Annotated in this window: 17 protein-coding genes and 1 pseudogene; 5 read left to right on the top strand and 13 right to left on the bottom strand. The window is 59.0% G+C overall.

From position 1 onward, the window contains the following. Window positions 1-36: 36 nt before the first annotated feature. The 4 genes from ABXH05_RS01740 to ABXH05_RS01755 all read left to right on the top strand — a co-directional run bounded on the left by ABXH05_RS01740 (window position 37) and on the right by ABXH05_RS01755 (window position 6,818). Complete coding sequence (locus tag ABXH05_RS01740; protein WP_353559507.1) at window positions 37-1,665, top strand: chloride channel protein; 1,629 nt, start codon at window positions 37-39, stop codon at window positions 1,663-1,665. A gap of 65 nt (window positions 1,666-1,730) precedes the next feature. Next, the gene (locus ABXH05_RS01745; RefSeq protein WP_353559508.1) at window positions 1,731-4,064 is read left to right on the top strand and encodes an ATP-dependent helicase; all 2,334 of its coding nucleotides are present in this window, start codon (window positions 1,731-1,733) and stop codon (window positions 4,062-4,064) included. Then, complete coding sequence (locus ABXH05_RS01750) at window positions 4,061-4,930, top strand: 50S ribosomal protein L11 methyltransferase (protein WP_348138577.1); 870 nt, start codon at window positions 4,061-4,063, stop codon at window positions 4,928-4,930. The genes ABXH05_RS01745 and ABXH05_RS01750 overlap by 4 nt, the downstream gene beginning before the upstream one ends. A gap of 40 nt (window positions 4,931-4,970) precedes the next feature. Next, a complete protein-coding gene (locus ABXH05_RS01755; RefSeq protein ID WP_353559509.1) occupies window positions 4,971-6,818 on the top strand; it encodes an aminopeptidase P family protein in 1,848 nt (615 codons plus the stop codon). Here the strand turns inward: ABXH05_RS01755 and ligA are convergent. The 4 genes from ligA to lpxC form a co-directional block, all read right to left on the bottom strand. Then, a complete protein-coding gene (gene ligA / locus ABXH05_RS01760) occupies window positions 6,815-8,938 on the bottom strand; it encodes an NAD-dependent DNA ligase LigA (protein WP_353559510.1) in 2,124 nt (707 codons plus the stop codon). The two genes, ABXH05_RS01755 and ligA, sit on opposite strands and share 4 nt — an antisense overlap. Continuing rightward, window positions 8,935-10,614, bottom strand: coding sequence for a DNA repair protein RecN (recN, locus tag ABXH05_RS01765; protein WP_353559511.1), 1,680 nt, complete (start codon window positions 10,612-10,614; stop codon window positions 8,935-8,937). The genes ligA and recN overlap by 4 nt, the downstream gene beginning before the upstream one ends. 24 nt (window positions 10,615-10,638) lie before the next feature. Then, on the bottom strand, window positions 10,639-11,493 hold the full coding sequence (locus ABXH05_RS01770; RefSeq protein ID WP_353559512.1) for an outer membrane protein assembly factor BamD: 855 nt from the start codon (window positions 11,491-11,493) through the stop codon (window positions 10,639-10,641). 230 nt (window positions 11,494-11,723) lie between these two features. Beyond that, window positions 11,724-12,692, bottom strand: coding sequence for a UDP-3-O-acyl-N-acetylglucosamine deacetylase (gene lpxC / locus ABXH05_RS01775; protein WP_353559513.1), 969 nt, complete (start codon window positions 12,690-12,692; stop codon window positions 11,724-11,726). A gap of 489 nt (window positions 12,693-13,181) precedes the next feature. Between lpxC and ABXH05_RS01780 the strand changes: the two genes are divergently transcribed. After that, window positions 13,182-14,882, top strand: coding sequence for a methyl-accepting chemotaxis protein (locus tag ABXH05_RS01780; RefSeq protein WP_353559514.1), 1,701 nt, complete (start codon window positions 13,182-13,184; stop codon window positions 14,880-14,882). Between the two features lie 503 nt (window positions 14,883-15,385). Here ABXH05_RS01780 and ftsZ read toward each other — a convergent pair. The 9 genes and pseudogenes from ftsZ to murD form a co-directional block, all read right to left on the bottom strand. Continuing rightward, window positions 15,386-16,633 (bottom strand): annotated as a pseudogene (gene ftsZ / locus ABXH05_RS01785) (cell division protein FtsZ); the annotation flags it as partial. Between the two features lie 201 nt (window positions 16,634-16,834). Next, window positions 16,835-18,202, bottom strand: coding sequence for a cell division protein FtsA (gene ftsA, locus ABXH05_RS01790; RefSeq protein WP_348138561.1), 1,368 nt, complete (start codon window positions 18,200-18,202; stop codon window positions 16,835-16,837). Beyond that, window positions 18,199-19,188, bottom strand: a complete 990-nt coding sequence (locus ABXH05_RS01795) for a cell division protein FtsQ/DivIB (protein WP_348138559.1) — start codon at window positions 19,186-19,188, stop codon at window positions 18,199-18,201. Before ABXH05_RS01795 ends, ftsA begins: the two co-directional genes overlap by 4 nt. Further along, window positions 19,176-20,096, bottom strand: coding sequence for a D-alanine--D-alanine ligase (locus ABXH05_RS01800; protein WP_353559516.1), 921 nt, complete (start codon window positions 20,094-20,096; stop codon window positions 19,176-19,178). The genes ABXH05_RS01795 and ABXH05_RS01800 overlap by 13 nt, the downstream gene beginning before the upstream one ends. After that, on the bottom strand, window positions 20,093-21,034 hold the full coding sequence (murB, locus tag ABXH05_RS01805; RefSeq protein ID WP_353559517.1) for a UDP-N-acetylmuramate dehydrogenase: 942 nt from the start codon (window positions 21,032-21,034) through the stop codon (window positions 20,093-20,095). The genes ABXH05_RS01800 and murB overlap by 4 nt, the downstream gene beginning before the upstream one ends. Then, complete coding sequence (gene murC / locus ABXH05_RS01810) at window positions 21,031-22,446, bottom strand: UDP-N-acetylmuramate--L-alanine ligase (RefSeq protein WP_353559518.1); 1,416 nt, start codon at window positions 22,444-22,446, stop codon at window positions 21,031-21,033. The genes murB and murC overlap by 4 nt, the downstream gene beginning before the upstream one ends. Next, window positions 22,443-23,549, bottom strand: a complete 1,107-nt coding sequence (gene murG, locus ABXH05_RS01815) for an undecaprenyldiphospho-muramoylpentapeptide beta-N-acetylglucosaminyltransferase (RefSeq protein ID WP_353559519.1) — start codon at window positions 23,547-23,549, stop codon at window positions 22,443-22,445. The genes murC and murG overlap by 4 nt, the downstream gene beginning before the upstream one ends. Next, a complete protein-coding gene (gene ftsW, locus ABXH05_RS01820; RefSeq protein ID WP_348138549.1) occupies window positions 23,546-24,727 on the bottom strand; it encodes a putative lipid II flippase FtsW in 1,182 nt (393 codons plus the stop codon). The genes murG and ftsW overlap by 4 nt, the downstream gene beginning before the upstream one ends. Further along, entirely contained in the window at window positions 24,724-26,169 is a 1,446-nt protein-coding gene (gene murD, locus ABXH05_RS01825) for a UDP-N-acetylmuramoyl-L-alanine--D-glutamate ligase (RefSeq protein WP_353559520.1), read from the bottom strand. The genes ftsW and murD overlap by 4 nt, the downstream gene beginning before the upstream one ends. Between the last annotated feature and the right edge of the window lie 10 nt (window positions 26,170-26,179).

Consider the following 26,179-nt stretch of genomic DNA (forward strand, 5'->3'; position numbering starts at 1 on the left):
CGGTTTATCCATGTGTCAGAAAGGGAATTCGAGTGCATGAGTGACGCCCCACTAACCTCTCGACGCATCAGGCTCGAACACGCCCTGCGCCGCGCGACCACATCACCTGTGCCCAGAGTATGGCTGGCGGCTCTGCTTGTTGGCGTCCTCGCGGGCTATGCGGCCATCGGATTTCGGCTGGCCATTGGCGGTGTCCAGTTTCTGTGGCTCGGAGATGCCGAGGAAAATCTCTTTCGGATTCTGCAGGACACACCCGCCTGGCTAATCATCGCAGGGCCCACCACCGCGGGACTGATTGTCGGCCTGTGGCTGACTTACATTCAGCCCGGCAATCGCGCAGAAGGCGTCGCGGACGTTATTGAAGCCCGTGCCGTCGGCGCGGGGCGGCTACCCCTGTGGAAGGGCCTTGGCAGCGCCATTGTGTCGGTCATTTCATTGGGCGGCGGCGCAAGTGCTGGTCGCGAAGGGCCCGCCGTACATTTGGGAGCGACCCTTGGCTCGTTTCTGGGTGAGCGTTTCGGCTTTACGCCAACACATCTGCGCACCCTGCTTGCTGCCGGTGCGGCAGCAGCGGTTGCCGCGTCCTTCAATGCCCCCATCGCAGGTGTTCTGTTCGCACTCGAAGTAGTGCTCGGCCACTATGCCCTAAGAGCCTCCGGCCCCATCGTCATCGCCAGCGTCGTAGGGGCACTTCTCGCGCGTATTCACATGGGGTCCTCACCGACATTCGTGATCCCTGAATACATGATCACCAGCCTGGCTGACTTTCCAGCCTTCGCCCTGCTCGGTGTCGTGTCCGCCCTGGTGGCAATGGCATTCATGGCAACTGTCATGCGGGCAGATACGCTGGCGCGACAGATCACCATCCCCCTGTGGCTAAGACCTGTTCTGGGTGGATTGATCATAGGCGCCATCGGCATCTGGTATCCTCAGGCCCTTGGCGTTGGGTATGCGGCCACTGATGCTGCATTGCAGGGGCAGTTTGGTCTGGTGCTTCTGCTGAGCCTCATCGTTGTAAAAACGCTGGCCACCGCGATTACCGTCGCCAGTCGCTTTGGCGGCGGCGTGTTTTCGCCTGCTCTGTATCTTGGTGCGATGACCGGCGGCGCATTCGGCTTGATCATCTCTCAAGCCGTGCCCGAGATCGCATTCTCGACCCATGCCGTTTACGCGATTGTCGGCATGGGTGCCGTTGCCGGTGCTGTTCTTGGGGCACCGCTCTCCACCCTCCTCATCGCCTTTGAGCTGACTGGCGGCTACGAAATGACGGTCGCCTTGATGGTGGCAATCTCCATTGCCACCGCCCTGACACAGGGTCTGTTGGGCAAGAGCTTCTTCCACTGGCAGCTCGAGCGCCGTGGATTGAGGCTCTATGGCGGACCACGCTGGCAAATTTTGCAGACCGTCATGGTTCAGGATTTCATGCGCCGCATCGCAGATGATGCCAATACGCCGCTCCAGCAACTGGACGAGGACGACGAACGGCTGTTCACCGGCGACACGCTGGAGAAGACCCTTGCCCTCTTTGAGGCCTCACAGCACGAGACATTGCCCGTGGTTCAACCTTCAGAACACTTGGAAATCGTGGGAACAGTCAGCCATGCGGACGCCCTGCGCGCCTACAATGAGGCGCTGGTTGAAGCCTCCCGGGAAGAACACGAATAGGACATTCCTGTTTTGCGGCTTTCTGCCTCGCCGGGACGCATGTTCATGCTAAGTTCCCGATTCTGATGAGCGACCCTTTTGACCTTGGCGACATTCCTGAAGAGGAAACAGCGCGCGGCCCGTCCATTTCGGAACGGGCGGCGGCTGGCGTTTCTGCGCCTGCACCGTATCTCGACAGCCTGAACGGCCCGCAGCGTCAGGCCGTGGAAGCCCTCGATGGCCCGGTTCTGGTGCTCGCAGGGGCGGGCACGGGCAAAACACGGGTGCTCACCACACGCCTTGCCCATGTTCTCAACACAAAGCGGGCCTGGCCCGGCCAGATCCTGGCTGTGACCTTCACCAACAAGGCTGCGCGCGAGATGAAGCAGCGCATCGGCGCGCTCATAGGCGGCGTTGTGGAAGGCATGCAGTGGCTGGGCACGTTCCATGCGCTGGGTGCGAAAATTCTGCGCCGCCATGCCGAACTCGTCGATCTGAGATCAGACTTCACCATTCTGGATGCAGACGACCAGGTGCGCTTGATGAAGCAGATCATCAAGGCAGCGGACATCGACGAAAAACGCTGGCCCGCCCGCCAGCTGGCCAACCTCATCGACAGCTGGAAGAACCGGGCCCTTGCCCCGGACCAGGTGCCCAAGGGTGAGAGCTTCGCCTTTGCCAATGGCAAGGGTGCTGAACTCTATGCGGCGTATCAGGCGCGCCTCAAAACCCTCAATGCGGTGGATTTCGGCGACCTGCTGGTGGAAAACCTGCGCATCTTCCAGGAACACCCCGAAGTGCTGGAGGATTACCAGCAGCGGTTCAAATACATTCTGGTGGACGAGTATCAGGATACCAACGTCGCCCAGTATCTGTGGCTGCGGCTTCTCGCGCGTGGCCACAAGAACATTTGCTGCGTCGGCGATGACGACCAGTCCATCTATGGCTGGCGCGGCGCTGAAGTCGACAACATCCTGAAGTTTGAAAAAGACTTCCCCGGCGCAACAGTCGTGCGCCTTGAGCAGAATTACCGCTCAACACCCCACATTCTGCAAGCTGCCTCTGGCCTCATCACCGCCAATGAAGGCCGCCTTGGCAAAACCCTGTGGACCGACACGAATGACGGCGAAAAGCTGACCGTGCGCGGCGTCTGGGACGGCGAAGAAGAAGCCCGGACCATCGGCGAAGACATCGAGCAGTTTCAGCGCAAGGACCACCAGCTCAACGAGATGGCGATCCTGGTGCGTGCCTCGTTTCAGATGCGTGAGTTTGAAGACCGCTTCATCAATCTAGGCCTTCCCTACCGCGTCATCGGTGGCCCCCGCTTCTATGAGCGTCTCGAAATTCGAGATGCCAACGCCTATTTCCGCCTCGTTGCCCAACCAGACGATGATCTCGCCTTTGAGCGTATCATCAACAAACCCAAACGCGGCCTTGGCAATGTTGCCGTGCAGACCCTTCATCAAGCAGCGCGGGCACAGGGCACATCGCTCTGGCGTGCCGCACGTCCGCTGATTGAGTCAGAAGAGCTTAAACCACAGGCACGCCGCGCCCTCACCATCTTTGTGGAGAGCATTGAGCGTTGGCGTCAGCTGATGCCCGCCCTGCCCCATACGGAACTCGCTGAGCAAATCCTGGACGAGTCCGGCTACACCGAGATGTGGCAGAACGACAAATCCGCTGATGCGCCAGGCCGTCTGGACAACCTCAAGGAACTCGTCCGCTCCATGGAGCAGTTCGAGAACATGGCAGGCTACCTTGAGCATGTGTCTTTGGTCATGGACCGCGAAGATCAGGAAGCCGACGACAAGATCAACCTGATGACCCTGCACGCGGCCAAGGGCCTCGAGTTTGAAACGGTCTTCCTACCCGGTTGGGAGGAAGGTCTGTTTCCCCACCAGCGTGCCCTCGATGAAAGCGGCCTTGCCGGCCTCGAAGAAGAACGCCGGCTGGCCTATGTGGGCATCACGCGCGCCAAGCAGCGCGCCAAGATTTCCTTTGCCGCCAACAGGCGCATTCACAATCTGTGGCAGAATTCCCTGCCGTCACGCTTCATCGATGAGTTGCCGGAAGCAAATGTTGAAGTCGAAAGCCAGGGCGACACATATTCCTACGGCCCCTCCCGCTTTGATGAAGGCGGCTTTGCAGGCAGTGAATATTCAAGCCCCGGCTGGCAGCGCGCCAAGGCCAAGGCAGGCAATCACGCCACGCCACCAAGACGCGCGCCGATGATCGACGCCCAGGCAACCCTGATTGCCACCTCAGCTCCCGATGCAGAGGGCTTTGAGCGCGGCGAGCGTATCTTCCATCAAAAGTTTGGCTATGGCCGCATTCAGGATATTGAAGGCACCAAGCTGACTGTCGAATTTGAAAAAGCAGGCACCAAAAAGGTGATCGCGAGTTTTGTGGAGCGGCCATGAGTAAAGAACCCGACCTCTGGCAAGCCGTCATCCAGCTCACGCGAGAAGATGCAGATACCGCCACCGACTGGCTGACCGAAACCAACCCGGACGTTCTCTCTGTTTCAGCCTTCGAGGAAATCGGCGGTGACTATGCGGTGACTGTCCTGCTGGCAGAAAAGCCCGAGCGCGCAGATTTCAGTGCCCTCATCGAGCAGGCACTGGGCCACGAACCGGGCTTCACTCTGGAGCCATTGGAAAACGAAGACTGGGTAAAGCGCGGCCTTGAAGACCTCAAGCCGGTGCGCGCCGGACGCTTCCATATCCACGGCAGCCATGACGAACCCGCCCCAGGCGGCACCCACTCGCTCCTGATTGAAGCCGGTGAAGCTTTTGGTACCGGCCAGCACCCCACCACCTCTGGCTGCCTCATGGCGCTGGACGATCTTTTGAAGCGTGGCGTTGATGGCCCGGTGTTCGACCTTGGGTGCGGCACGGGCATCCTGTCCATTGCCTATGCCAGCGTGACCAAGCTGCCCGTCCTGGGCGGCGACATTGATGAGCCATCGGTGCGCTTTGCCAAAGCAGCAGCAGAAGCAAATGGCGTCGGCCCGCTGGTGGACGCCGTCGAGGCAACAGGTTTCCAGCATGAGGCCGTGCGCGAACAGGCACCGTTCGGCCTCGTCATGGCCAATGTGCTGGCTGGGCCGCTTATCAGCCTGGCACCGGACATGCGGCGGTTCACCCGCCCGGGCAGCTACGTGATTCTCTCCGGGCTTCTAAGGCACCAGTCGCGGGCCGTTGAGGCGACCTATCGAGGGCAGGGCTTTGTGATCGGCGCCCGCTATCCCCTTGGTGAATGGATGACCCTGCTCCTGCAGCGATAGTCCGCTTGGCCTGATCCGCCTTTGCGCCTAAATAGAGAGTATGGATCAGGCAATCGGTTACCAGATTTTCTCAGACAACCCGGACCCAACTGTCGGGGCACCCCGCGTAGCGCTGCTACGCGACGCCATGGCCCGCCACGGGCTGGATGGTTTCATCATTCCGCGTTCGGATGAGCATCAGGGCGAATACGTGCCACCCCACGCCGAGCGCCTGAAATGGCTGACCGGTTTTGGCGGGTCCGCTGGCATGGCGATTGTCCTCAAGGACAAAGCCGCCATTTTCATTGATGGCCGCTACACCCTTCAGGTGCGTGATCAGGTGGACATGTCCATCTTCGATGCCCAGCATCTGGTGGACGAGCCCGCGACCCGCTGGATCGAGGAAAACCTCACCCATGGGGCTCGGCTTGGATTTGACCCGTGGCTGCATACGGCCGCCGCCGCTGATCGCCTGCGCAAGTCCTGCAAAAAGGTCGGCGCCGAGCTGGTGCCATGTACCGACAATCTGATTGACGAAGTCTGGGCGGATCAGCCACCAGTCCCCTATGGCGAAGTTGTTCCGCATCCCCTTGAGCACGCCGGGGAAGATCACGAAACCAAGCTGGCCCGCGTCTCGGACATACTGGAACACGCAGACGTTCATGCAGCCGTTCTGACCCAGCCGGATTCCATCGCCTGGCTATTCAACATTCGTGGGAGCGACGTCTCACACACACCCCTGCCCCTGTCCTTTGCCATCCTGCATGAAGACGGCCACGCCGACCTTTTTGTGGATGACCGCAAGCTCACGCCGCAGACGCGATCACACCTTGGCAACAAGGTCACGCTGCATGCGCCGGGCCGTCTGAAAGAAGCGCTGGACGAACTCGGTGCCGCCAAGAAAGAAATCCGCCTCGATCTCATGAGTGCAGCGGACTGGATCCGGCAAAGGCTGGTCGATGCGGGCGCTGTCATTCGGTCCGGAGACGACCCCTGCGTCCTGCCAAAAGCACGCAAGAACGAAGCAGAAGTTGCCGGCACCCGCGCCGCCCATGTGCGCGATGGGGCCGCTGTTTCCCGTTTCCTTGCCTGGCTGTCTCGTGAAGCGCCCGAGGGACAGGTCACTGAAATTTCTGCGGCGCAGGCATTGGAAGGTTTCAGAGCTGAAACCGGTGCCCTCAAGGACCTGTCGTTCGACACCATTTCCGGTGCCGGGCCCAATGGCGCCATCGTTCACTACCGCGTGACGGAAGCAACAGACCGCGCACTCAATCCCGGTGACATCTATCTCGTCGACTCTGGTGCGCAATATCTGGACGGAACGACAGACATCACCCGGACCGTTTCCATCGGCGAACCGGCCAACACGCCTGACCTGCAGGACGTACGCGATAGGTTCACCCGCGTACTCAAGGGTCATATCTCTTTAGCCATGGCGCGCTTCCCGAAGGGCACGTCCGGCTCCCAGCTGGACGTACTGGCGCGCAATGCCCTGTGGCAGGCCGGGCTCGATTTTGATCACGGGACAGGCCATGGCGTCGGCAGCTACCTGTCCGTACACGAAGGCCCGCAGCGTATTTCCAAGCTGCCTCACAATGTGCCGCTGGACCCCGGCATGATCGTGTCGAACGAGCCGGGATTCTACAAAACCGGCGCGTATGGCATCCGGATTGAAAATCTGGTCACCGTCACAGCTGGAGAAGAGATCGACGGGGGTGAGCGGCCCATGATGGCGTTTGAGACGCTCACTCTCGCGCCCATTGACCGCACACTGATCTTGCCGGAATTGCTGTCCGAGCACGAAAGAACCTGGCTCAACGATTACCACGCGCGCGTGCTGGAAACCCTGAGCCCACTTCTGCCACCGGAAGACCTACGCTGGCTCGAAGAGGCCGTGAAGCCGATCTAGTTCTGGCTGGCCATGTCGATCCAGGCGTCTTCATCGATGACCTCGACACCCAGGCTCTCTGCCTTCTTGAGCTTTGACCCTGCGCCCGGCCCGGCGATCAACAGGTCTGTCTTGGCGGATACAGAACCTGACACCTTGGCACCCATGGATTCCGCCCGCGCCTTGGCTTCCGCACGGGACATTTTTTCAAGGGTGCCAGTAAAGACCAGCGTCTTGCCCGCCACCGGTGACCCGTCAGCGACAATCGCCTCTGCCTCTTGCGGCGTCACCTCTGCGAGCAGCGCGTCGATGACCTCGCGATTGCGGGCTTCATTGAAAAACTCCACAAGCGCATCAGCCACCACGTCACCAACGCCGTCGATCCCAACAAGCTCCTGATAGGCTCCACCTTCACGGTCTTCGCCTGCCGCAATCATGGCAGACATAAAAGCTTCAAACGTGCCGTAGCTGCGCGCCATCAGCCGACCTGTAGTCGCGCCAACATGGCGAATGCCCAGACCATAAATCAGCCGACCAAGGTCAGGTTCGCGGCGTGCATCAATGGCGGCCATGAGGTTGGAAACAGACGTCTCGCCCCACCCGTCCATTTTTGTAAGCTCGTCCGCGTGGGTGTTGAGTTTGAAGATGTCAGCAGGACTGTGCAGCCAGCCCAACCCATGAAACGCATCAACCTGCTTGGCGCCTAACCCATCAATATCCAGCGCATTGCGTGCGACAAAGTGCTTGAGCCGCTGAACGAGTTGAGCCTCACAGATAAGACCACCTGTACAGCGACGCACCACGTCTTCCTTGCCGGTCTTTTCGTTGATGTCACGCACCGCATGGCTTCCACACACCGGGCAGGCCGACAGGGGCTTGAAGGCAACTTCCTTGCCGCTGCGCTTCTCCGTCAGGACACGCACAACCTGCGGGATGACGTCTCCTGCCCGCTGCACAACAACCGTGTCGCCAATACGGATATCCTTGCGAGCGATTTCGTCTTCATTGTGCAGCGTCGCATTAGACACCACGACACCGCCGACCGTGACCGGCTCGAGCTTTGCGACCGGCGTCAACGCGCCGGTGCGCCCCACCTGAATTTCAATGTCATTGAGAACCGTGATCGCCTGCTCGGCGGGAAACTTGTGAGCGATGGCCCAGCGTGGGCTGCGCGTGACGAAACCCAGCCGCGCTTGCCAGTCGAGCCGGTCTACTTTGTAGACGACCCCATCAATGTCATAACCAAGAGACGACCGCGCTTCTTCGATGGCGTGGTAGTGCGCGATCATATCCATGGTGCTGACGCATCGCTTCATCAATGGATTGATCGGAAAGCCATAGCTGCCAAGCAGCTCGACAGCCTCTGCTTGCGTCTCAGCAGGCAGGTCCGAAACCTCCCCCCACGCATAGGCAAAAAACTGCAGCGGGCGCGACGCTGTGATGGTCGGATCAAGCTGGCGCAGGGAGCCCGCAGCCGCATTACGCGGATTGGCGAATGGGTCCTTACCCGCCGCCTCCTGCTGCTCGTTCAAGGCCGCAAAAGCTGCATGGCTCATGTAAATCTCGCCGCGCACCTCAAAGACATCCGGCGGTGACTTGGTTTTCAGCGTCTGGGGAATGTCCTTGATGGTCTGAACATTGCGGGTGACGTTTTCACCCTCAGAGCCATCGCCCCGGGTGGCCGCCATCACCAGCTCACCCTTTTCGTAGCGCAGGCTGGCAGACAGGCCGTCGATCTTGGGTTCGGCCGTATAGGCAAGCTCTTCGTCCGGTTTCAGGCCCAAAAACCGACTGACACGCAGGCCGAACTCTTTCACGTCATCATCAGTGAACGCATTGCCAAGCGAGAGCATGGCAACCGCATGCTGGACCTTGTCGAACTTTTCAGATGGTGCGGCACCAACACGGCCCGACGGCGAGTCTTCCCGGACGAGCGCCGGAAAGCACTTCTCTATCTGCGTATTGCGCTTGCGCAGGGCATCGTAGGCCGCGTCAGAGATGACCGGTTTGTCGTCGTGATGATACGCCTCATCATGCGCCGCAATTTCGTGTGCCAGGCGTTCGAGCTCCAGAGCGGCCTGCTCTTCGGTGAGATCCAGCACCTTGATGGCAGCCAGATCGCCGGACTTGTCTGCACTCACGAGACAGCTCCAATCAGCTGATCAGCCGCTGCCCGCGCTTCATCCGTCACTGTGGCGCCCGCAAGCATGCGCGCGATTTCTTCCCGGCGCGCATCACTCTCGAGATGATCGACATGGGTTGCGGGCAGGCTGGACTTTGCCTTGCCCTTCACACGCTTTTCAATCTTCAGATGGTTGTCTGCCTGTGCGGCGACTTGCGGACTGTGAGTCACCACAAGCACCTGCACTTTTTCAGCGAGCTGCGCCAACCGGTCGCCCACCGCCTGTGCCACCGCACCGCCGACGCCCGCATCCACTTCATCAAAGACAAGCACCGGCGCACCACCCCGGGCAGCAAGCGACACTTTCAAGGCGAGCATGAAACGCGCAAGCTCACCGCCAGATGCAATCTTGGCCAATTGGGCAAAGGGTGCACCGGGGTTCGTCGCCACTTCAAACCGAACCTTGTCGATCCCTTCAGGGCCACCTTCATCAAAGGGGGACACGTCTATCTCGGTCCGAAAGCGCGCCTTGTCCAGTTTCAAAGGCGGAAGCTCTTTGACCACGGCAGCATCAAGTTTCTTGGCCGCTGACTTACGCGCCGAAGAAAGCGCCTTGGCTTTTGCGATATAGGCATCGCGCGCTTTATCAACTGACTTGCGCAATTCCGTAAGCCGGCCTTCTCCCCCATCAATGTCGCCCAGCCGAGCAGCCAGACTTTCAGCAATACGCGGCAGGTCATCAACGGAGCAACTGTGCTTGCGTGCCGCAGCTCTCAACGAAAACAGTCGACTTTCGACGGTCTCCAGCCGATCCGGGTCAAACTCCAGATCAGCAAGGGCGGCCGATACCTGCTCACGCGCTTCAGCGGATTCAACAATCGCACGATCAAGAGCTGACACGGCAGCATCCAGCCGCCCTGCAGCATTCTCCCGTTGCGTTTCAAGCCGACGCAAGGCGGAAGACAGCCTTGTCTCAATCCCGCCGTCTGTCTCCAGAATATCCAGCGCCTCACTGAGGTCGGTCGAGATTTTCTCCGCACTCATCATCAAGGTGCGGTCCTGTGCCAGCCGGACTTCTTCGCCGGGCTCCGGCGACAGTTCATTCAGCTCACCGACAGCAACACGCAGATAGTCGGCATCCGCCTGAGCGCGTTCAATTTCTTCGGTCAGCCGGGCGAGCTCACTTTGCAGCTCCCGCCAGGCACCATGTAAATCGCTGAGTTCGCTGACCTTGCCTTCAAAACCGCCAAACGCATCCAGCATGCCGCGATGGGTGCTCGCATCCAGAAGCCCATGGGTATCGTGCTGACCATGGACCTCAACCAGCATATCGCCCAACTGCCGAAGCAAGGCGACGGAGACCGGCTGATCATTCACAAAGGCCCGCGTGCGCCCGTCGCTGGTTTGCACTCGGCGCAAGATAAGCTCGCCTTCATGCTCGATGCCTGCCTCGTCTAGGACACGGGCAACCGCTTTGCTTTCAGGCATATCGAAGATAGCCGTCGCACTGCCCTGCTTGGCACCAGACCGCACCAGCCCGGCATCAGCCCGTGCGCCGGTCGCAAGGCCCAGTGAATCAAGAAGGATGGATTTGCCCGCACCGGTTTCACCGGTCAGGCCGCTCAGCCCGCCATTCAGCTTGAGATCAAGTGTCTCAATCAGAACAATATCTCGAATGGAAAGGGCCGATAGCATGGTCGCTACCCCTGGGGCTGGCGTCTAAAAGACGCTGTTCCAGGCCCGGCTGATCCACGACGCTCGGTCTTCAAGCGGCTGCAATCCGTCATTGGCCAATAGGGCATAGGAATACTCATACCACTCGCTGCCAGGATAATTGTACCCAAGCACGGCAGCAGCTGTTTGCGCTTCATGCGCGACGCCAAGAGCCATATAGGCTTCAGAGAGACGATGCAGCGCTTCAGCCGTATGGGTGGTTGTCTGGTAACGGGTGACGACCGTGCGGAACCGGTTGATAGCGGCGACATACTGATCGCGCTGCAGATACCAGCGGCCGATATGCATCTCCTTGCCAGCCAGGTGGTCGTAGGTCAGATCGACTTTGAGGCGGGAGTCACGGGCATACTCGCTGTCCGGGAAGCGGCGTACCACTTCCTCAAGGCCGCGCAGCGCCCGCTCGGTCACCCGCTGGTCGCGCGCCACATCAGTGATCTGCTCGTAGAAGGACAGAGCCACAAGATAGTAGGCGTAACCCACATTGGGGTTGCCGGGGTGGAGCGCAATGAACCGCTGGGCGGCAATAACAGCACTGTCGTAGTCATTGACCTGATAGTGGCAGAAGGCAGCCATCAGGATGGCCCGACGCGCCCAGATCGAATACGGGTGCTGCCGCTCTACCTCATCAAACAGGGGGGCAGCAGCGCGATAATTGCCGCCCTCCAGTTCATCAATGGCCTCATTGTAAAGCTCATTGACCGGGCGCTCTTCATACGCCAGTTCCTCACTATCAGGACCGCCACATGCCGCCAGCACCAGGGCCGCCAACAAGGCCAATCCACGCACCAAAGTGCGCGGGCCAAGGCTGGAAGAAGTGGACGGGGAAATACGCTTCACCATTGATCGCATCATTTATCCGGTCAGTGTATCGGGGTGCTGACTGGGCTTGTTGGCCCGATGCCTCAGGGTCCCGCTCCGGCGAGTCAATAAGGCGTAGCAGCTTGTTACCGCAGACATTAAACGACTGCGGTATGGCCCTGCAATGCGCTAGGGCCATGCAAATGAGTGCATTACCCGACAAACCGGGGGAATATCCCTGTCAGCACAAAAATGTGGGGTATTTTGATTGCTTAGGCTGGGGCAGCGACGGCTGAAAGAACACCTGCAGATCCACCAGCGGCCGCTGGAACCTGAACAGATGTACCCGGCGCTTCCGTCGTAATCTCGAAAGCATCCGGTTCACTCAGCAAGGCCTGAACAAGCTGGTTGTTCAGCGCGTGGCCAGAGCGCACACCGCGATACCGGCCAATCACCGATGCACCAAGAACATACAGGTCACCGATCGCATCAAGCATCTTGTGCCGGACGAACTCGTCGTCGTAGCGCAGACCGTCCTCATTGAGGATTTCGTCGTTTTCAATAGCGACCGTGTTGTCCAAAGAGGACCCGCGCGCCAGACCAATGCTGCGCAGCGCTTCCACATCTTCCACGAAGCCGAAAGTGCGGGCTTCGGAAATATCTTTCTTGAAGCAGTCAGAGCCAAGCTCGATGGCAACCGCCTGCTGGCCGATGGCCGGCGTGGCAAAATCAATCTCGAACTCAAACGCCTGACCATCATAAGGCTCAAGCCGTGCCAGCTTCTTGTCGCCGGCAATCTCAACCGGACGCAAAATGCGGATATAGCGACGCGGTGCGCCCTGCTGTTCAACACCGGCGCACTCAATAAGGCGCACAAACGGAGCAGAAGAGCCGTCCATCACCGGTACTTCCGGCGCATCAACGTCAATGATGATGTTGTCAATTTCACAGCCGGCCAGTGCGGCCATGACATGTTCAATCGTGGAAACAGTGGCTTTGGTGGCAAACTCGCCGGAAGCACAGATGGTTGTTCCCAGCTGCGTATCGCCAACCGATGAGGCGAGCGCAAGGATATCAGCACCACCGCCCGATGAGGGGTCAAGGTCTGTACGACGGAAAACAATGCCGGTGTTCGGGGCAGCAGGATGGAAAGTCATATTGACCATCGCGCCCGTATGCACGCCAACGCCTGCGCAGCTGATACTGGTTTTCAAAGTTTGCTGCGGTTTGGTTTTAGCCATGTTTGCCCGAAGGGCCTTCCCGTCTTGAACAGTCACGATATGCACGTCCCCCTCTTACGCATCCATTCACGCCTTCCCCAAGGCGAGCCCCAATACGGATTGCCATATAGCCAAGGTACTTTTTTAGAATGATCCCCCAAGACCACTGCAAAAGCCCCAAACGCAGCCATCAGGCAATTTGATGCAATAGTCTTCTAACAACGCCGCATTCCATCAACAAGTCACAGGGTGTTTCGCTGTGTTACACGATAGGGCATTGATTTTGTTAACTAATTTGCTGTGAATGTTGCGTCGCACATAACGTTGGACTGGAACAGCAGCAACACACTCAATGCGAGCATCAGTCCCGCAACTAAACTTTAGCAATTTGTGTGGATTAATCCCGGCGGGCAAGACGTACATCTGGGGTAAAAAATCATGCTGACAGTTTTCAACAATCTTTCACTACAACTTAAGATGGCAGTCTTTACGGCTGCTAGCGCACTCATCATGGCGACCATCATTGTGTTTGCAAACATGCAGATCGCTGCAATCGGCACAGAAATCACCGAAATCACCGAAGAAGACATACCTCTGACGTCTATGGTGACGAAAATCACCATCCATCAGCTTGAGCAGGCGATCGCCGTCGAACGCGCCTTGGCAGCAGGATATGCCCTGGATTCCGGGCACGCAGAGCGCAAAGATCTGGACAAGAACATCGCTCATTTCGACAAGATCTCAACAAAGATCAATGCGGAAATTCTCGAAGGTGAAGAACTGGCGGAGCACGCCATCGGCGAGGCGCATACAGAAGAAGCCCGTGCCGAGTTCACACATGTTCTGAACGTTCTCAAAATGGTCGAAGCTGAACACAAGACCTTTGAGGAACATGCCCACGAACTGTTTGATGCGCTGAGCGCAGGCGATCTTTACAAAGCCGATGGCCTTGCGATCACGATCCACGAGGAAGAAGACAAACTCGACCATGCGATCGAAGAACTCCTGCTGGAGCTCAACGACTTCACACTTCAGTCTGCACAAACCGCGCTGGCACACGAACACACTGCAGAAATTATCATCTGGATTGCAGGTTTCGTAGGAATGCTCGTTCTGACTGTCGTCGGGTTCTTTATCGCACGTATTACGACAAAACCGCTGGCAGAAATGCTCAAAAACGTGGACCACCTCGCGGCGGGCAACACAGACATCATCATAAATGTGAAATCCAAAGATGAAGTGGGCAAGCTGGCGCACGCCATGGAGAAATTCCGCATCCAGATCATCGAGCGAAAAGAACTTGCCGAGCGCCAGAAGGAAATGGAGCGCGAATCGGAAGGCAAAGTCCGCGAGACAGTTCTGCGCATGACGGACACAATCACGGAAAAGCTGAACGGCACCGTGACTGCCCTGCAGCATAATACGTCTGAGATGACTTCTGCTGTTGATACGATGGAGCGGATCAATAACGAGGTCATGGACGAAAACACAACGGTGGCCGCTGCAGCGGAAGAAGCAACGGTCAATGTGCAGTCTGTATCAACAGCAACTGAAGAAATGACCACAGCCATTCGCGAAGTCGCCGAACAGTCCAGCCAGTCCGCGAGTGTTGCTGAGCGGGCCAAATCTCAGTCTGACGAAGCGCAGGCTCAGATCCTAGGGCTGAATGAAGCAGCCCAGGAAATCGGTCAGGTCATTGCGATGATCACGGACATTGCTGATCAGACCAATCTTCTGGCACTCAATGCCACCATCGAAGCCGCACGTGCCGGAGAATCCGGTAAGGGCTTTGCGGTCGTGGCGTCTGAAGTGAAGTCGCTGGCATCCCAGACAGCAAAAGCAACGGAGCAGATCGGCGGACAGGTGCAGTCCATCCAGTCTGCGACCAGCAATGCTGTTTCCATGATTGATGCCATCACCAACACGATTGGCGAAGTCAGTCAGGTAGCCTCAGCCATTGCTTCCGCAGTGGAAGAACAGGGTGCAACGACGCAGGAAATTTCCCGCAACATCCACGAGGCTGCAACCGGCACCCAGAGTGTGACGCAGTCGATCCACAAGGTATCGGAATCCATCAACAGCAGCCGCGCCAGCTCAACCACTGTCCGCACAGAAACGGGTGCAGTGATGAGTGCGGTGAATACACTGGAAAGTCAGTTGAATGACACGCTGGATTCAATCCGCGCTGAGTTTGCGAAAGACGTCGCCTAGCGGCAGGTCGCATCCTCAACACCAAGACCAAAAGCAAACGGGCCCTGTCTCTTCTGAGACAGGGCCCGCCTGCGTAACGGAAACAATCAATCATGCGCGGGCCCCATCAGGCCCGGCAAAGTGTCGTCTTAGTTGGCCTGGCGGCGAAGGAAGGCTGGAATTTCCAGCTGTTCTTCCTCAACCGGATCCGGCGCCAGTTCACGAACGGGCGTAGCCTGCTGAACCGGTGCAGCACGCTGAGGCGCTTCGGCAGCCGGATTGGCAACCGGGCGCGGCGCCATACGAGGTTCCATGCGAGCCGCCGGCTTGGTTGCCGGGCGCAGCGGTGTCGCCGCCCCACGATCCACTTCCTCATCACGCCCACGGGCAGCACCCGTGATGCGCTCAAAGAAACCAGGGGCCTTCTTGCGAGGCTTGGCCTGCATGCGGCGAGGCTCAGGTGCAATGTAAGCAGCGCCCTGATCCCGTGCCACCACAGCACCGCGCGGTGCGGGTTCTGCTGCAACAGGCTCTTCGATCTCAGGGGCTGCTTCGGCAACTTCCTGCTGAACCTGCGGCTTGTGGATGATGACTTCAGCTTCATATTCAGCCGGGTCAATATTGTCGTCCAGCGGCGGCAGTGACGTCATATAGGCAGCATCTGTTGCCGCAGCAGCGGGTGCCTGAGCAGGAGGAGTTGCTGCGTCATTGGCGGCAACTTCTGCTTCGGTCTGCTGGCTCTTGAGGCGGAAGCCACGAACCGGCTCAGCTGCGGGCTTAACGATCGGGGGATCTTCCGCTGCCGCTTCTGAATCAATGCCCGTCGCAACAACAGAGACGCGCATGGAGCCATCAAGAGCGGTGTCGAATGTCGAACCGACAATGATGTTGGCGTCGGGATCAACTTCCTCACGAATACGATTGGCCGCTTCGTCAACTTCATACAGCGTCATGTCCATGCCGCCGGTGATGTTGATGAGCACGCCACGCGCACCCTTCATGGAGACTTCGTCCAGAAGCGGGTTGGAAATGGCTGCTTCTGCGGACTCGATCGCACGGGTCTCGCCGGAGGCTTCACCCGTCCCCATCATCGCCTTGCCCATTTCATTCATGACAGTGCGCACGTCGGCAAAGTCAAGATTGATCAGGCCCGGACGCACCATGAGGTCGGTGATGCCAGCCACACCGGAGTGCAGCACTTCATCCGCCATACTGAACGCGTCAGCAAAAGTGGTTTTTTCGTTCGCGACACGGAACAGGTTCTGGTTGGGGATCACGATCAGCGTATCAACATACCGCTGCAGCTCCTCAATACCTTCGTCTGCAATCCGCATGCGGCGGCTGCCTTCAAACTGGAATGGTTTTGTCACCACACCAACCGTCAGGATGCCCATCTCGCGTGCAGCGCGCGCAATAACAGGTGCGCCACCAGTACCGGTGCCGCCGCCCATGCCGGCTGTAATGAATGCCATGTGGCAGCCGGTGAGGTGCTGAACGATTTCGTCCAGTGCTTCATCCGCTGCGGCCTCGCCCACCTGTGGGCGCGAGCCGGCACCCAGACCCTGCGTAATGGCAGTACCCATCTGGATACGGCGATCCGCAAGCGACTGTGACAGTGCCTGTGCATCCGTGTTGGCAACAACGAAGTCCACGCCTTCAAGGCCGGACTCGATCATGTTGTTCACGCCATTGCCGCCAGCGCCACCGACGCCGAAGACAGTAATTCTAGGTTTCAGTTCGGTCTGTTCGGGGACCGAGAGATTGATCGTCATTGGAGGGCCTCCATTGGATGCGCTTAATGCGCTTTGTTTCCGCTCGGCCTCACTGTTGAATGCGCCACCTGGACGGACCCTTTCTAGGGCCTCATTCGGGCTTTGCTTGTACGCAACTGATCTTTGTCAGTTTTACGTGATTCGCCTAAGTCATACGTTAGTTCAAAATGGTCCGCCTGCCGATGAACCTCTTGAACAAAATTAGAAATTCTCCTTCAGCCACCTCCCGATTTTCGAGAAGCGTCCTGTCGTGCCGTCGCCAAGGGCAACGTCATCTTCAAGCATTTGCGGTGTCGCCAGTTCGGCCTGATGACCGCGCGCATAGAGAAGCAAACCGGCACACGCTGAGAAGGCTGGGCCACCTGTGGCTTCTGCAAGACCTGCAACCCGAAGCGGGCGCCCAAGGCGCACCTGCTTGTCGAGCACACGCGCTGCAATATCCCGCAAACCTGTGAGCTGGCTGGCACCGCCGGTCAGAACGACACGTCGTCCGACCATGCTGCCAATGCCTGACGCCATCAGCCGGTCACGCACCAGCTCAAGCGTTTCTTCGACGCGCGGCTGAATAATGCCCGTGAGCATGGACTTGGGAATGTGGTTGGCCGCATCGCTGACATCTTCGCCGACCTGCGGCACGTCAATCATTTCGCGTTCGTCTGAGGGGCTGGCAAGCGCTGACCCATACAGTGTCTTCATGCGTTCCGCATGCGCCAGCGGTGTGGAAAGCCCGCGCGCAATGTCATTGGTGACATGCTGACCACCAACGGGAAGCACATCCACATGCAGCAGACTGCCTTCAACAAAGGCGGAGATGGACGTCGTGCCGCCACCCATATCGACGCAGACAACACCCAGATCAATTTCATCTTCCACCAGCGACGAAAGCCCGCTGGCGTAAGGCGCACAGACAACTCCCACCGGTTCAAGATGACACCGCTCAACGCACACCAGCAGGTTGCGAAGCGGCCCCGGCGAGGCAGACACAACATGCATGTCGACACCGAGCCGGTCGCCGAACATGCCGATGGGGTCTGCAATGCGGGGACTACCGTCAATCGTGTACCCAACAGGGATTGCATGCATGACGGCCTGATCATCCGTCACGCAATGGGTCTGGCCATGCTTGAGGACGCGGGACAGATCATCGCCGCTGACTTCCTGACCGCCAATGGCGACACGCACAGACAGCCGATGACTGCGTGGTGTTCCCGCCGAGGCTGTTACCAGAACTTCTTTGACGGTCATGCCGGCCATGCGTTCAGCCTGATCGACCGCCGCACGAATGGCTTCTTCAGCAAGGTCCATGTCAACGACCGCACCGGCGCGGACGCCACGGGACACTTTCTGGCCGATGCCGATCACGCGGACAGCCGGTGCCGAGGTTCCCTCGGCAGCCGCATCAACGCGGGCAATGAAACAGGTGATTTTGGATGTACCAACATCCAGGGCGGCAACAATGCCGCCACGGTTCGCATGACGTCCGCTGCCGCGCTGAGGCGTCTTGCCCCGCGCTTTGGAAGAAGCGTTGTCGCTCCCCCGCGTATGAGTTGGCAGCGTGATTACATTCATGCGTCACGTCCCCCCTCTACCGAACGTGTCTGGAATGCGGCGCGCCTCTGCGCCGCAGACTCCGAATCAATCAGTATAGTGATTCGTCCCGGAACGCGTAGGTCCACAGCGCGGATATTCCGCGAAAGAACGCCATTTTTAGCGTCCATACGCACCAATTTTCTAAGTGAGTCAGAAATGCCACGGGCGGGCAGCCGAACCTCGATGCCATTTTGCAGTTTGAGGTTCCATCGGCGGTTCGAAACACGCACGGCAGCCTGCACGCGCGCAGCAAGAGCGGGCTTGGCCATCAGCTCGTTCATCAAGGCGGACGCATTGCGATGGGCACCGTGACCAACCACGAGCGGCAGATGGGCAAAGCCCGACAGGTTGTTGTCTGTAATCAGTGACCCCGTACGATCCACGAGCGACAGACGTCCGCCCCGCTGCCACACAGCATAAGGTTCCCGCTCCATGAGCTGGACGTGAACAGTGCCGGGCAGATGCCGCGATACGGTCGCGCGCTCCACCCACTCGAGGCGCTCAAGACGATCCCGTGCTGCCACGAGATCAATGTCAAAGATGAATTGTCCGCGTGTCGCTCCAAGGGCCTTGAGGACATCCGCTGCCTCTGTGCGCGTGCGCCCTTCAACGGTGACTTCGTCGACGCGCAGTCCAAGCGCTGCCACAGCAGACTTGCTCTGCTCAACAACAGCCACGCCAAACGCAGCCACATGCCCACCGGCGACGAGGCCATAGCCAAGCGTGAGAGCCAGCAGCACGACAGCTGCAAAGCCAAAGAAGCGACTGGCATTCAGCAATGCGCCCATGCGGGCTCTAAACCCGGTTGGGGCAGCACCACGGCGGCCAAATGATTTCTGCGACCGACTGCTGCCAGACCGGAACGTCCCGCTTTTACGCGGTGTCGCTGGCGTGCGGCGCGCGCGGGATGCCGGTTTACGTTTCGCGGGGCTCTTCTTCTTTGCTCCGGACTTTACCGTCGGCATGACGCATCCTCCACCATCCACGCAACCAGCTCCGGAAACGGCATGCCGCCATAAGCTGCAATTTCAGGCACAAGCGACGTTGGCGTCATGCCCGGCTGCGTATTGACCTCAAGGAACACGGGCTCGCCGCGCTTCTCATCAAATATAAAATCGGACCGCGAGACGCCCCGGCAGCCAAGGCCGCGATGGGCCATCAACGACAGGTCCTGAATGCGCTGCTTCAACCCGTCATCAATGGGCGCGGGGAGCAGATGCTCTGACCCGCCAGCCGCATATTTCGCTTCATAGTCGTAAAACGCTGTGCGCGGCTTGATCTCAATGACCTCAAGCGCCTTGTCATCAATGACGGCACAGGTGAACTCGCGTCCGGCAACAAAGGCTTCAACAAGCATTTCGTCGCCAAGGTTCCATTTGGGGTCGGACAGTTCCGCGGGCGGGCGGTTGTCGCCCTCGCGCACAATGAAAACCCCGATGGACGACCCCTGATCCAAAGGCTTGATCACATAGGGGACATCCATGGCATGAGCAGAGGCAGCTTCTTCGCGCGTAACCACGCGCCCTTCCGCCACCGGCATGCCGGTATTGGCCAGCAAGTGCTTCGCCCGCTGCTTGTCGATGGCAAGCGCGGACGCCAGCACGCCTGAATGGGTGTACGGCAATTCCAGAACCTCGAGTAGTCCCTGCACACAGCCGTCTTCGCCCCATGGTCCGTGCAGTGCGTTGAACGCCACATCAGGTTTGAGGTCAGCGAGCACCTGCGCGAGATCATGTCCCGCATCTACATCGGTGACGGTGAAGCCTGCTTCGCGCAATGCCGCAGAGCATCCCCTGCCCGAAGACAGCGAAACCTCACGCTCTGCGGACCAGCCGCCCATGAGGACGGCCACATGTGTGTCAGCGCGGCTCATGTCTGCGCCTCCCGCCCAACCCGTTTGATCTCCCACTGGAGTTCAATGCCACTCGTTTCTTTCACGCGGGCCCGCACCTCTTCACCAAGCCCCTCAAGGTCGCTGCCGGTGGCATCGCCCGTATTGATGAGGAAATTGCAGTGCTGCTCCGAGACCTGCGCTCCGCCACGCTTGAGGCCGCGTGCACCCGCAGCATCAATGAGCTTCCAGGCCTTGGGGCCGTCCGGATTGGTTCCACCGGGATTCTTGAAGGTTGACCCGCCGGTACGGCTTTTGATCGGCTGGCTGTCTTCGCGCGACGAGGTGATCTCGTCCATGCGCGCCTTGATCTCGTCCTTGTCGCCGGGGGCGGCCTGAAACAGAGCTGAGGTAAAGATAAGATCATCAGCCACCTCAGAGTGGCGATAGGAATACCCAAAATCCGCATTGCTCAAGGTGACGCGCTCCCCATTGCGGGAGACCGCTTCAGCTTCAATCAGCACATCCTTGGTTTCACGACCATAGGCACCGGCATTCATGCGCAACGCGCCACCCAGCGCACCGGGAATGCCGCGATAAAACTCAAGACCGGTCAGTCCCGCATCAAGCGCCGCCTTGGCCAACATAATGTCAGGCACAGCGCAGCCGGCGCGCATTCTGGTGTCATCAACTTTTTCAATTGATGTGAAGCCGGACCCAAGCCGGATCACCACGCCGTCGATGCCACCGTCGCGCACAAGCAGGTTCGACCCAACACCCACAACGAGAACCGGTATGTCGTCAGGACAACCGGCAAGGAAGGTCGCAAGGTCATCAGCGTCTGCAGGCGTAAACAAAATATCTGCCGCGCCGCCGACGCGGAACCAGGTCAAAGGTGCCAGTGGTGCATTCTCCTTGTAGGAGCCGCGCACAGTTGGCAGGCGATCAATCAATGAAGGGAGGGCATGTGTCTGCGTCATGCAGCCCCTCCCTTGCTTTCAAGTTCGCCCGGCAGCGCATTTGCCCACTGGGTGATATTGCCAGCCCCCAGGAAGACAACCATGTCGCCATCCTTGGCTTCCGCAGCAACAAGCGTGGCCAGATCATCGGGCGACGCCAGTTGGACAGCGTTCTTGTGGCCGTGATCAATCAGGCCCTGCGTAAGCGTAGCTGCGGAATAGCCTTCCAGCGGCTCCTCACCGGCCGGGAACACATCCGCAACCAGGACCAGATCCGCATCATTGAAACAGCTGCAGAATTCTTCAAACAAATCACGCAAGCGCGTGTACCGGTGTGGCTGAACAACCGCGATGATGCGGCCCTTGGCAGCCGACCGGGCAGCAGCAAGCACCGCAGAGATTTCAACCGGGTGATGGCCGTAGTCATCATAGATGGCCACACCGTTCCAGGTGCCCGTCAACGTGAAGCGGCGCTTCACCCCGCCAAAGCGCGACAGGCCTTCAACAATCTTGTCGTCCGGCACACCCATTTCGCGGGCGACGGTGATGGCAGCGGCTGAATTGAGAACATTGTGTTCGCCCGGCATGGGGAGCGCGAGACCATCAATGCGGCGTGTGTCGCCTTTGACGCGATCGCTCAGCTCAACTGAGAACACGGACCGGCCATCCACGAAATCAAGATCAACAACGCGCACATCCGCCTGCGGGCTGAGGCCGTAGGTCACAACGCGGCGATCACGCACGCGACCAAGCAGCGCTTGCACTTCGGGATGATCAATGCAGAGCACCGCAAATCCATAGAACGGCACCTGCTCGACGAAGGAACGGAACGCCTCCCGCAACGTGTCGAAGTCGCCATAGTGATCCAGATGTTCCGGATCAATGTTTGTCACCACCGCAACGGTAGACGGCAGCTTGATAAATGTACCGTCGGACTCATCCGCCTCGACGACCATCCACTCACCCTGCCCCAGATAGGCATTGGTGCCATGAGCGTTGATGATGCCTCCATTAATCACGGTAGGGTCAAAACCCGCCGCATCCAGCAGTGACGACACCAGCGAGGTGGTTGTCGTCTTGCCATGGGTTCCGGCAATGGAGACGCAGCTCTTAAGGCGCATCAGCTCGGCCAGCATGTCGGCACGGCGCACGACCGGCAGCTTTGCTTCACGGGCTGCAATGACTTCTGCATTGTCGTCTTTGACGGCAGATGAAATGACGATGCAGGCAGCACCTTCCAGATTTTCAGCCCGCTGACCGATGAACACATGGATACCCAGGTCGCGCAGCCGCTTGACGTTGGCGTTGTCGGACAGGTCAGACCCCTGCACCGTATAGCCAAGATTGTGCATGACTTCGGCAATGCCGCTCATGCCAATGCCGCCGATACCGGCAAAGTGGATGGTTCCAAAAGTGCGGGCGAGATCGCTCACTGCTTCGTACTCCCCGAGGCGAGCGCCTCAACTAGATCAGCCAGACGCGCTGCAGCGTCGGGCCGGGCAACAGACTTGGCGCAGGCGGCCGCTGTTTCCAGCTGGTCCGGCGCAACCATGAGATGTTCAAGTTCAGCCGAAACCAAATCCGGCGTGAAGTGTTTTTGCTGCATCAGCCACGCACCGCCCGCATCACTGAGCACCTGCGCATTGGCAAGCTGGTCCTGATCTATGGCGTGCGGCAAAGGCACAAGGAAAGAAGGACGGCCAACAACCGCCAGCTCCGTTACTGTCGAGGCGCCAGAGCGCGCCACCACAAGCTGCGCGGCGGCAATATGCTCATGCATGTCTTCGAAGAATGACGCGACTTCGCAGGTGACACCCGCGTCGGCATAGGCCTGGGAAACGCGTTCTACATCTTCTGGTCGTGCCTGTTGAACGACACGCAAGCGGTTCCGCTGTGCTTCCGACAATTGAGCGACGGCTGCGGGTACAATGTCACTCATGACACGTGCGCCCTGACTCCCACCAAAAACCAGCAGATTGAAGGCACTGTCACCACCACTCGCCACATAGCTTCGGTCGGCAACCTTGATGATTTGGTCACGCACGGGATTGCCCGTGAGCGACAGTTTCGGTGCGTCCTTTTCCGTCAGATATTTCGGCTCAGCAAAAGTAGACGCAATGGCGTTCACCCGCGGCCCCATGAGGCGATTGACGCGACCCAGCACAGCATTCTGCTCATGTACCGCTGTAGGGATTCCGCGCATATAGGCTGCAACCAGCGGCGGCAGTGTCGGGTAGCCACCAAAGCCGATAACAACGCTGGCATCGAGTTTCGCCAGCACCTTACGCGACGCCAGAATGCCACGAATGATCGGAATGACCGATGAAATCATGCCCACCAGGCCACCGCCGGAGGGCGTAGCAGACGGGACTGAGAAGACTTCTGCATCCGGAAACCGTGCCTGCACACCAGAAACGCGATGATCCGTAATTACAGCGATCTTCTGGCCACGCCGCATAAGCTCCTGCGCCAGCGCCTGACCGGGGAAGAGATGACCACCGGTCCCGCCAGCTGCAATGACGATTGGCTTACTCATGCCACACCTCCAGCCAGCCGTGCGGGGCGCAGTCCCGGAATGATCCGCGACGTCAATGCCGCCTGACTGCCAACGCGGCGTCGGGTGAGAGAAAGGAGCATGCCCATGGAAATGGCCAGCGCGATCAAAGACGACCCGCCATAGGAAACGAATGGAAGTGTCATGCCCTTGGCCGGCAGCAGATTGAGGTTCACACCCAGATTGATGATCGACTGCACCCCGAAGAGCACTGCAAGACCGCAGGCTGACAGCTGCACAAACTTGTCCGTTTCGCCCATGACCCGAGCAAAAGACCGCAGCACGACGAAACCGAAGATGGCGAGCACCAAAAGGCACATGAGTGCGCCGAACTCTTCAGCAGTGACGGCATAAATGTAATCTGTATGTGCATCCGGCAGCACACGCTTGATCGTGCCTTCGCCCGGCCCCATACCCAAAAAGCCGCCGCGCGAAAACGCATCAAGCGCGGTGTCAATCTGATAGGTGTCACCGGAGGCCGGATCCAGAAAACGGTCAATGCGGCTCGCCACATGCGGCATCATGATATAGGCGCCATAAGCACCCGCCATCGCCAGCGATGCCAGAAGCACAATCCAGATCCAGGGAATACCGGCGAGGAAAAACAGCGCGCCCCACGTGCCCGTCACCAGCAGCGCCTGACCAAAGTCCGGCTGCAGGACAAGGATACCAATCGTGGCAACCCACAAAGCCGCAGCAATGGTGTTGCCGGGAATGCCGGACTCCCGGTTGCTGCCCTCCGCAAACATCCACGCGCAGACAACCACAAAACCGGCCTTCGCAAACTCGGAAGGTTGCAGCGAGAACGGGCCCACATAGAGCCAGCGGGTCGCGCCCTTGATCTCCGGGCCGATCAGCAGTGTGGCAACCATAAGAACCAGGGCACCAGCGAAAATGAGTGTCGCCAGTCGCCGCACACCACGTGGGCTCAGCAGGGAAACCCCGAACATGATGAGCAGAGCGGGCACCAGATAAATGAGATGCCGATAGAAGAAGTGATAGGGCTCAAGACCAATGCGCGTGGCCACAGCCGGGCTTGCGGCAAGCGACATGACGGTCCCCAGACCCAGCAGCAGGATCAGGGCTGCAAATGTCCAGCGATCAACTGTCCACCACCATTGTGCGATCGCGCTTTTATCTGTGCGGGCAAGACGGATCATGCTGCTGCCCCCCCGCCCTGCTTGGCCTTGTCAGACGCCTGAGCCAAAGCGCGCACAGCGTCGCGGAACGCATCGCCGCGCTTTTCAAAGTCCGGAAACTGGTCAAATGACGCACAGGCAGGCGACAACAGCACCACGGCATTGTCGTCCTTGGCTGCATCATGTGCCGCCTGCAGCACCGCTTCGTCGAGCGTTCCTGAAAGCGTGTGTTTGACGCGCCCATCAAGAGTGGCTCCAAAGTCCTGTGCTGAATTGCCAATCAGATAGGCCTTGGCAATTTTTGGGAAATACTCAGCAAGCGGCTCAATGCCCCCCGCTTTGGCAACGCCACCAGCAATCCAGTAAATCTTGTCATACGTCGCCAGAGCACGTGCCGCAGCATCCGCATTGGTTGCCTTGCTGTCATTCACAAACCGCACGCCATTGTGCTCGCCAACCTGCTCCATGCGATGCGCGAGACCGGGGAACCGCTTAAGCCCGTCCGCGATCTTGGCGGGGTCAATCCCGAGCACGCGAACGGCAGCAAATGCTGCCGCTGCATTTTCCCAGTTGTGAGATCCCTGCAGTGTGGTGATGCCGTTCAGGTCCGCACCCTCTTCAACGCGGCTTGAGCGGGAGTGATAAATCTTGCCCCCAAGCACATAGACGCCGCGGCCCAGCGACTTACGCGCTGAAATAGGAATGACCTTTGGGCCGCCGTCGTTTGATCCAGCCGCGGCCTGTTGACCACACCGGTTGGTGCACAGGCGCGCCACCGGTTCACTGTCGATGCCGAACACCGCATATCCACGGGCCGTCTGATTGGCAAAAATCCGATCCTTGATGGCAATGTAGTTTTCAAAACTGCCATGGCGATCAAGATGGTCCGGCGTGATGTTCAGCAGCACAGACACGTCCGGGCGAAAGCTCGGTGCCAGATCAAGCTGGTAGGACGAAATCTCGATGACATAGATCGTCTGATCTTCCGGCGGATCGAGGTCGAGCACCGCGCGACCAATATTGCCACCGATCTGCGCATTACCACCGGCCTGCCGAATGAGATGACCGATAAGAGCCGTGGTTGTTGATTTGCCGTTGGTGCCGGTGATTGCAACCATCCGCGCGCGTTTGCCCGAGGCATCAAGCGCACGCTGGAACAATTCCATGTCACCAATGATCGGCACATCAGCAGCTTTGGCTGCAAGCACAAGGGCGTGCGGCGCAGGATGCGTCAGAGGAACACCCGGGCTTAGAACCAGCGCTTCAATCTGCGACCAGTCTGTGCTGTAGAGATCATGCAGTTCCAGACCTTCGGCCTGCGCTTCATCACGCCGCGCTTCTCCGTCGTCCCAGCACAGCACCGTCGCGCCACCTGCTTCCAGCGCCCGCGCAACACCAAGCCCTGTCCGGCCAAGGCCGAACATTGCAACGCGTTTTGCTTCAAATCCTGGAACAGGGATCATGACGAGGCGG

This window comes from Pyruvatibacter sp. HU-CL02332, assembly GCF_040362765.1.
Taxonomy (GTDB): Bacteria; Pseudomonadota; Alphaproteobacteria; order CGMCC-115125; family CGMCC-115125; genus Pyruvatibacter.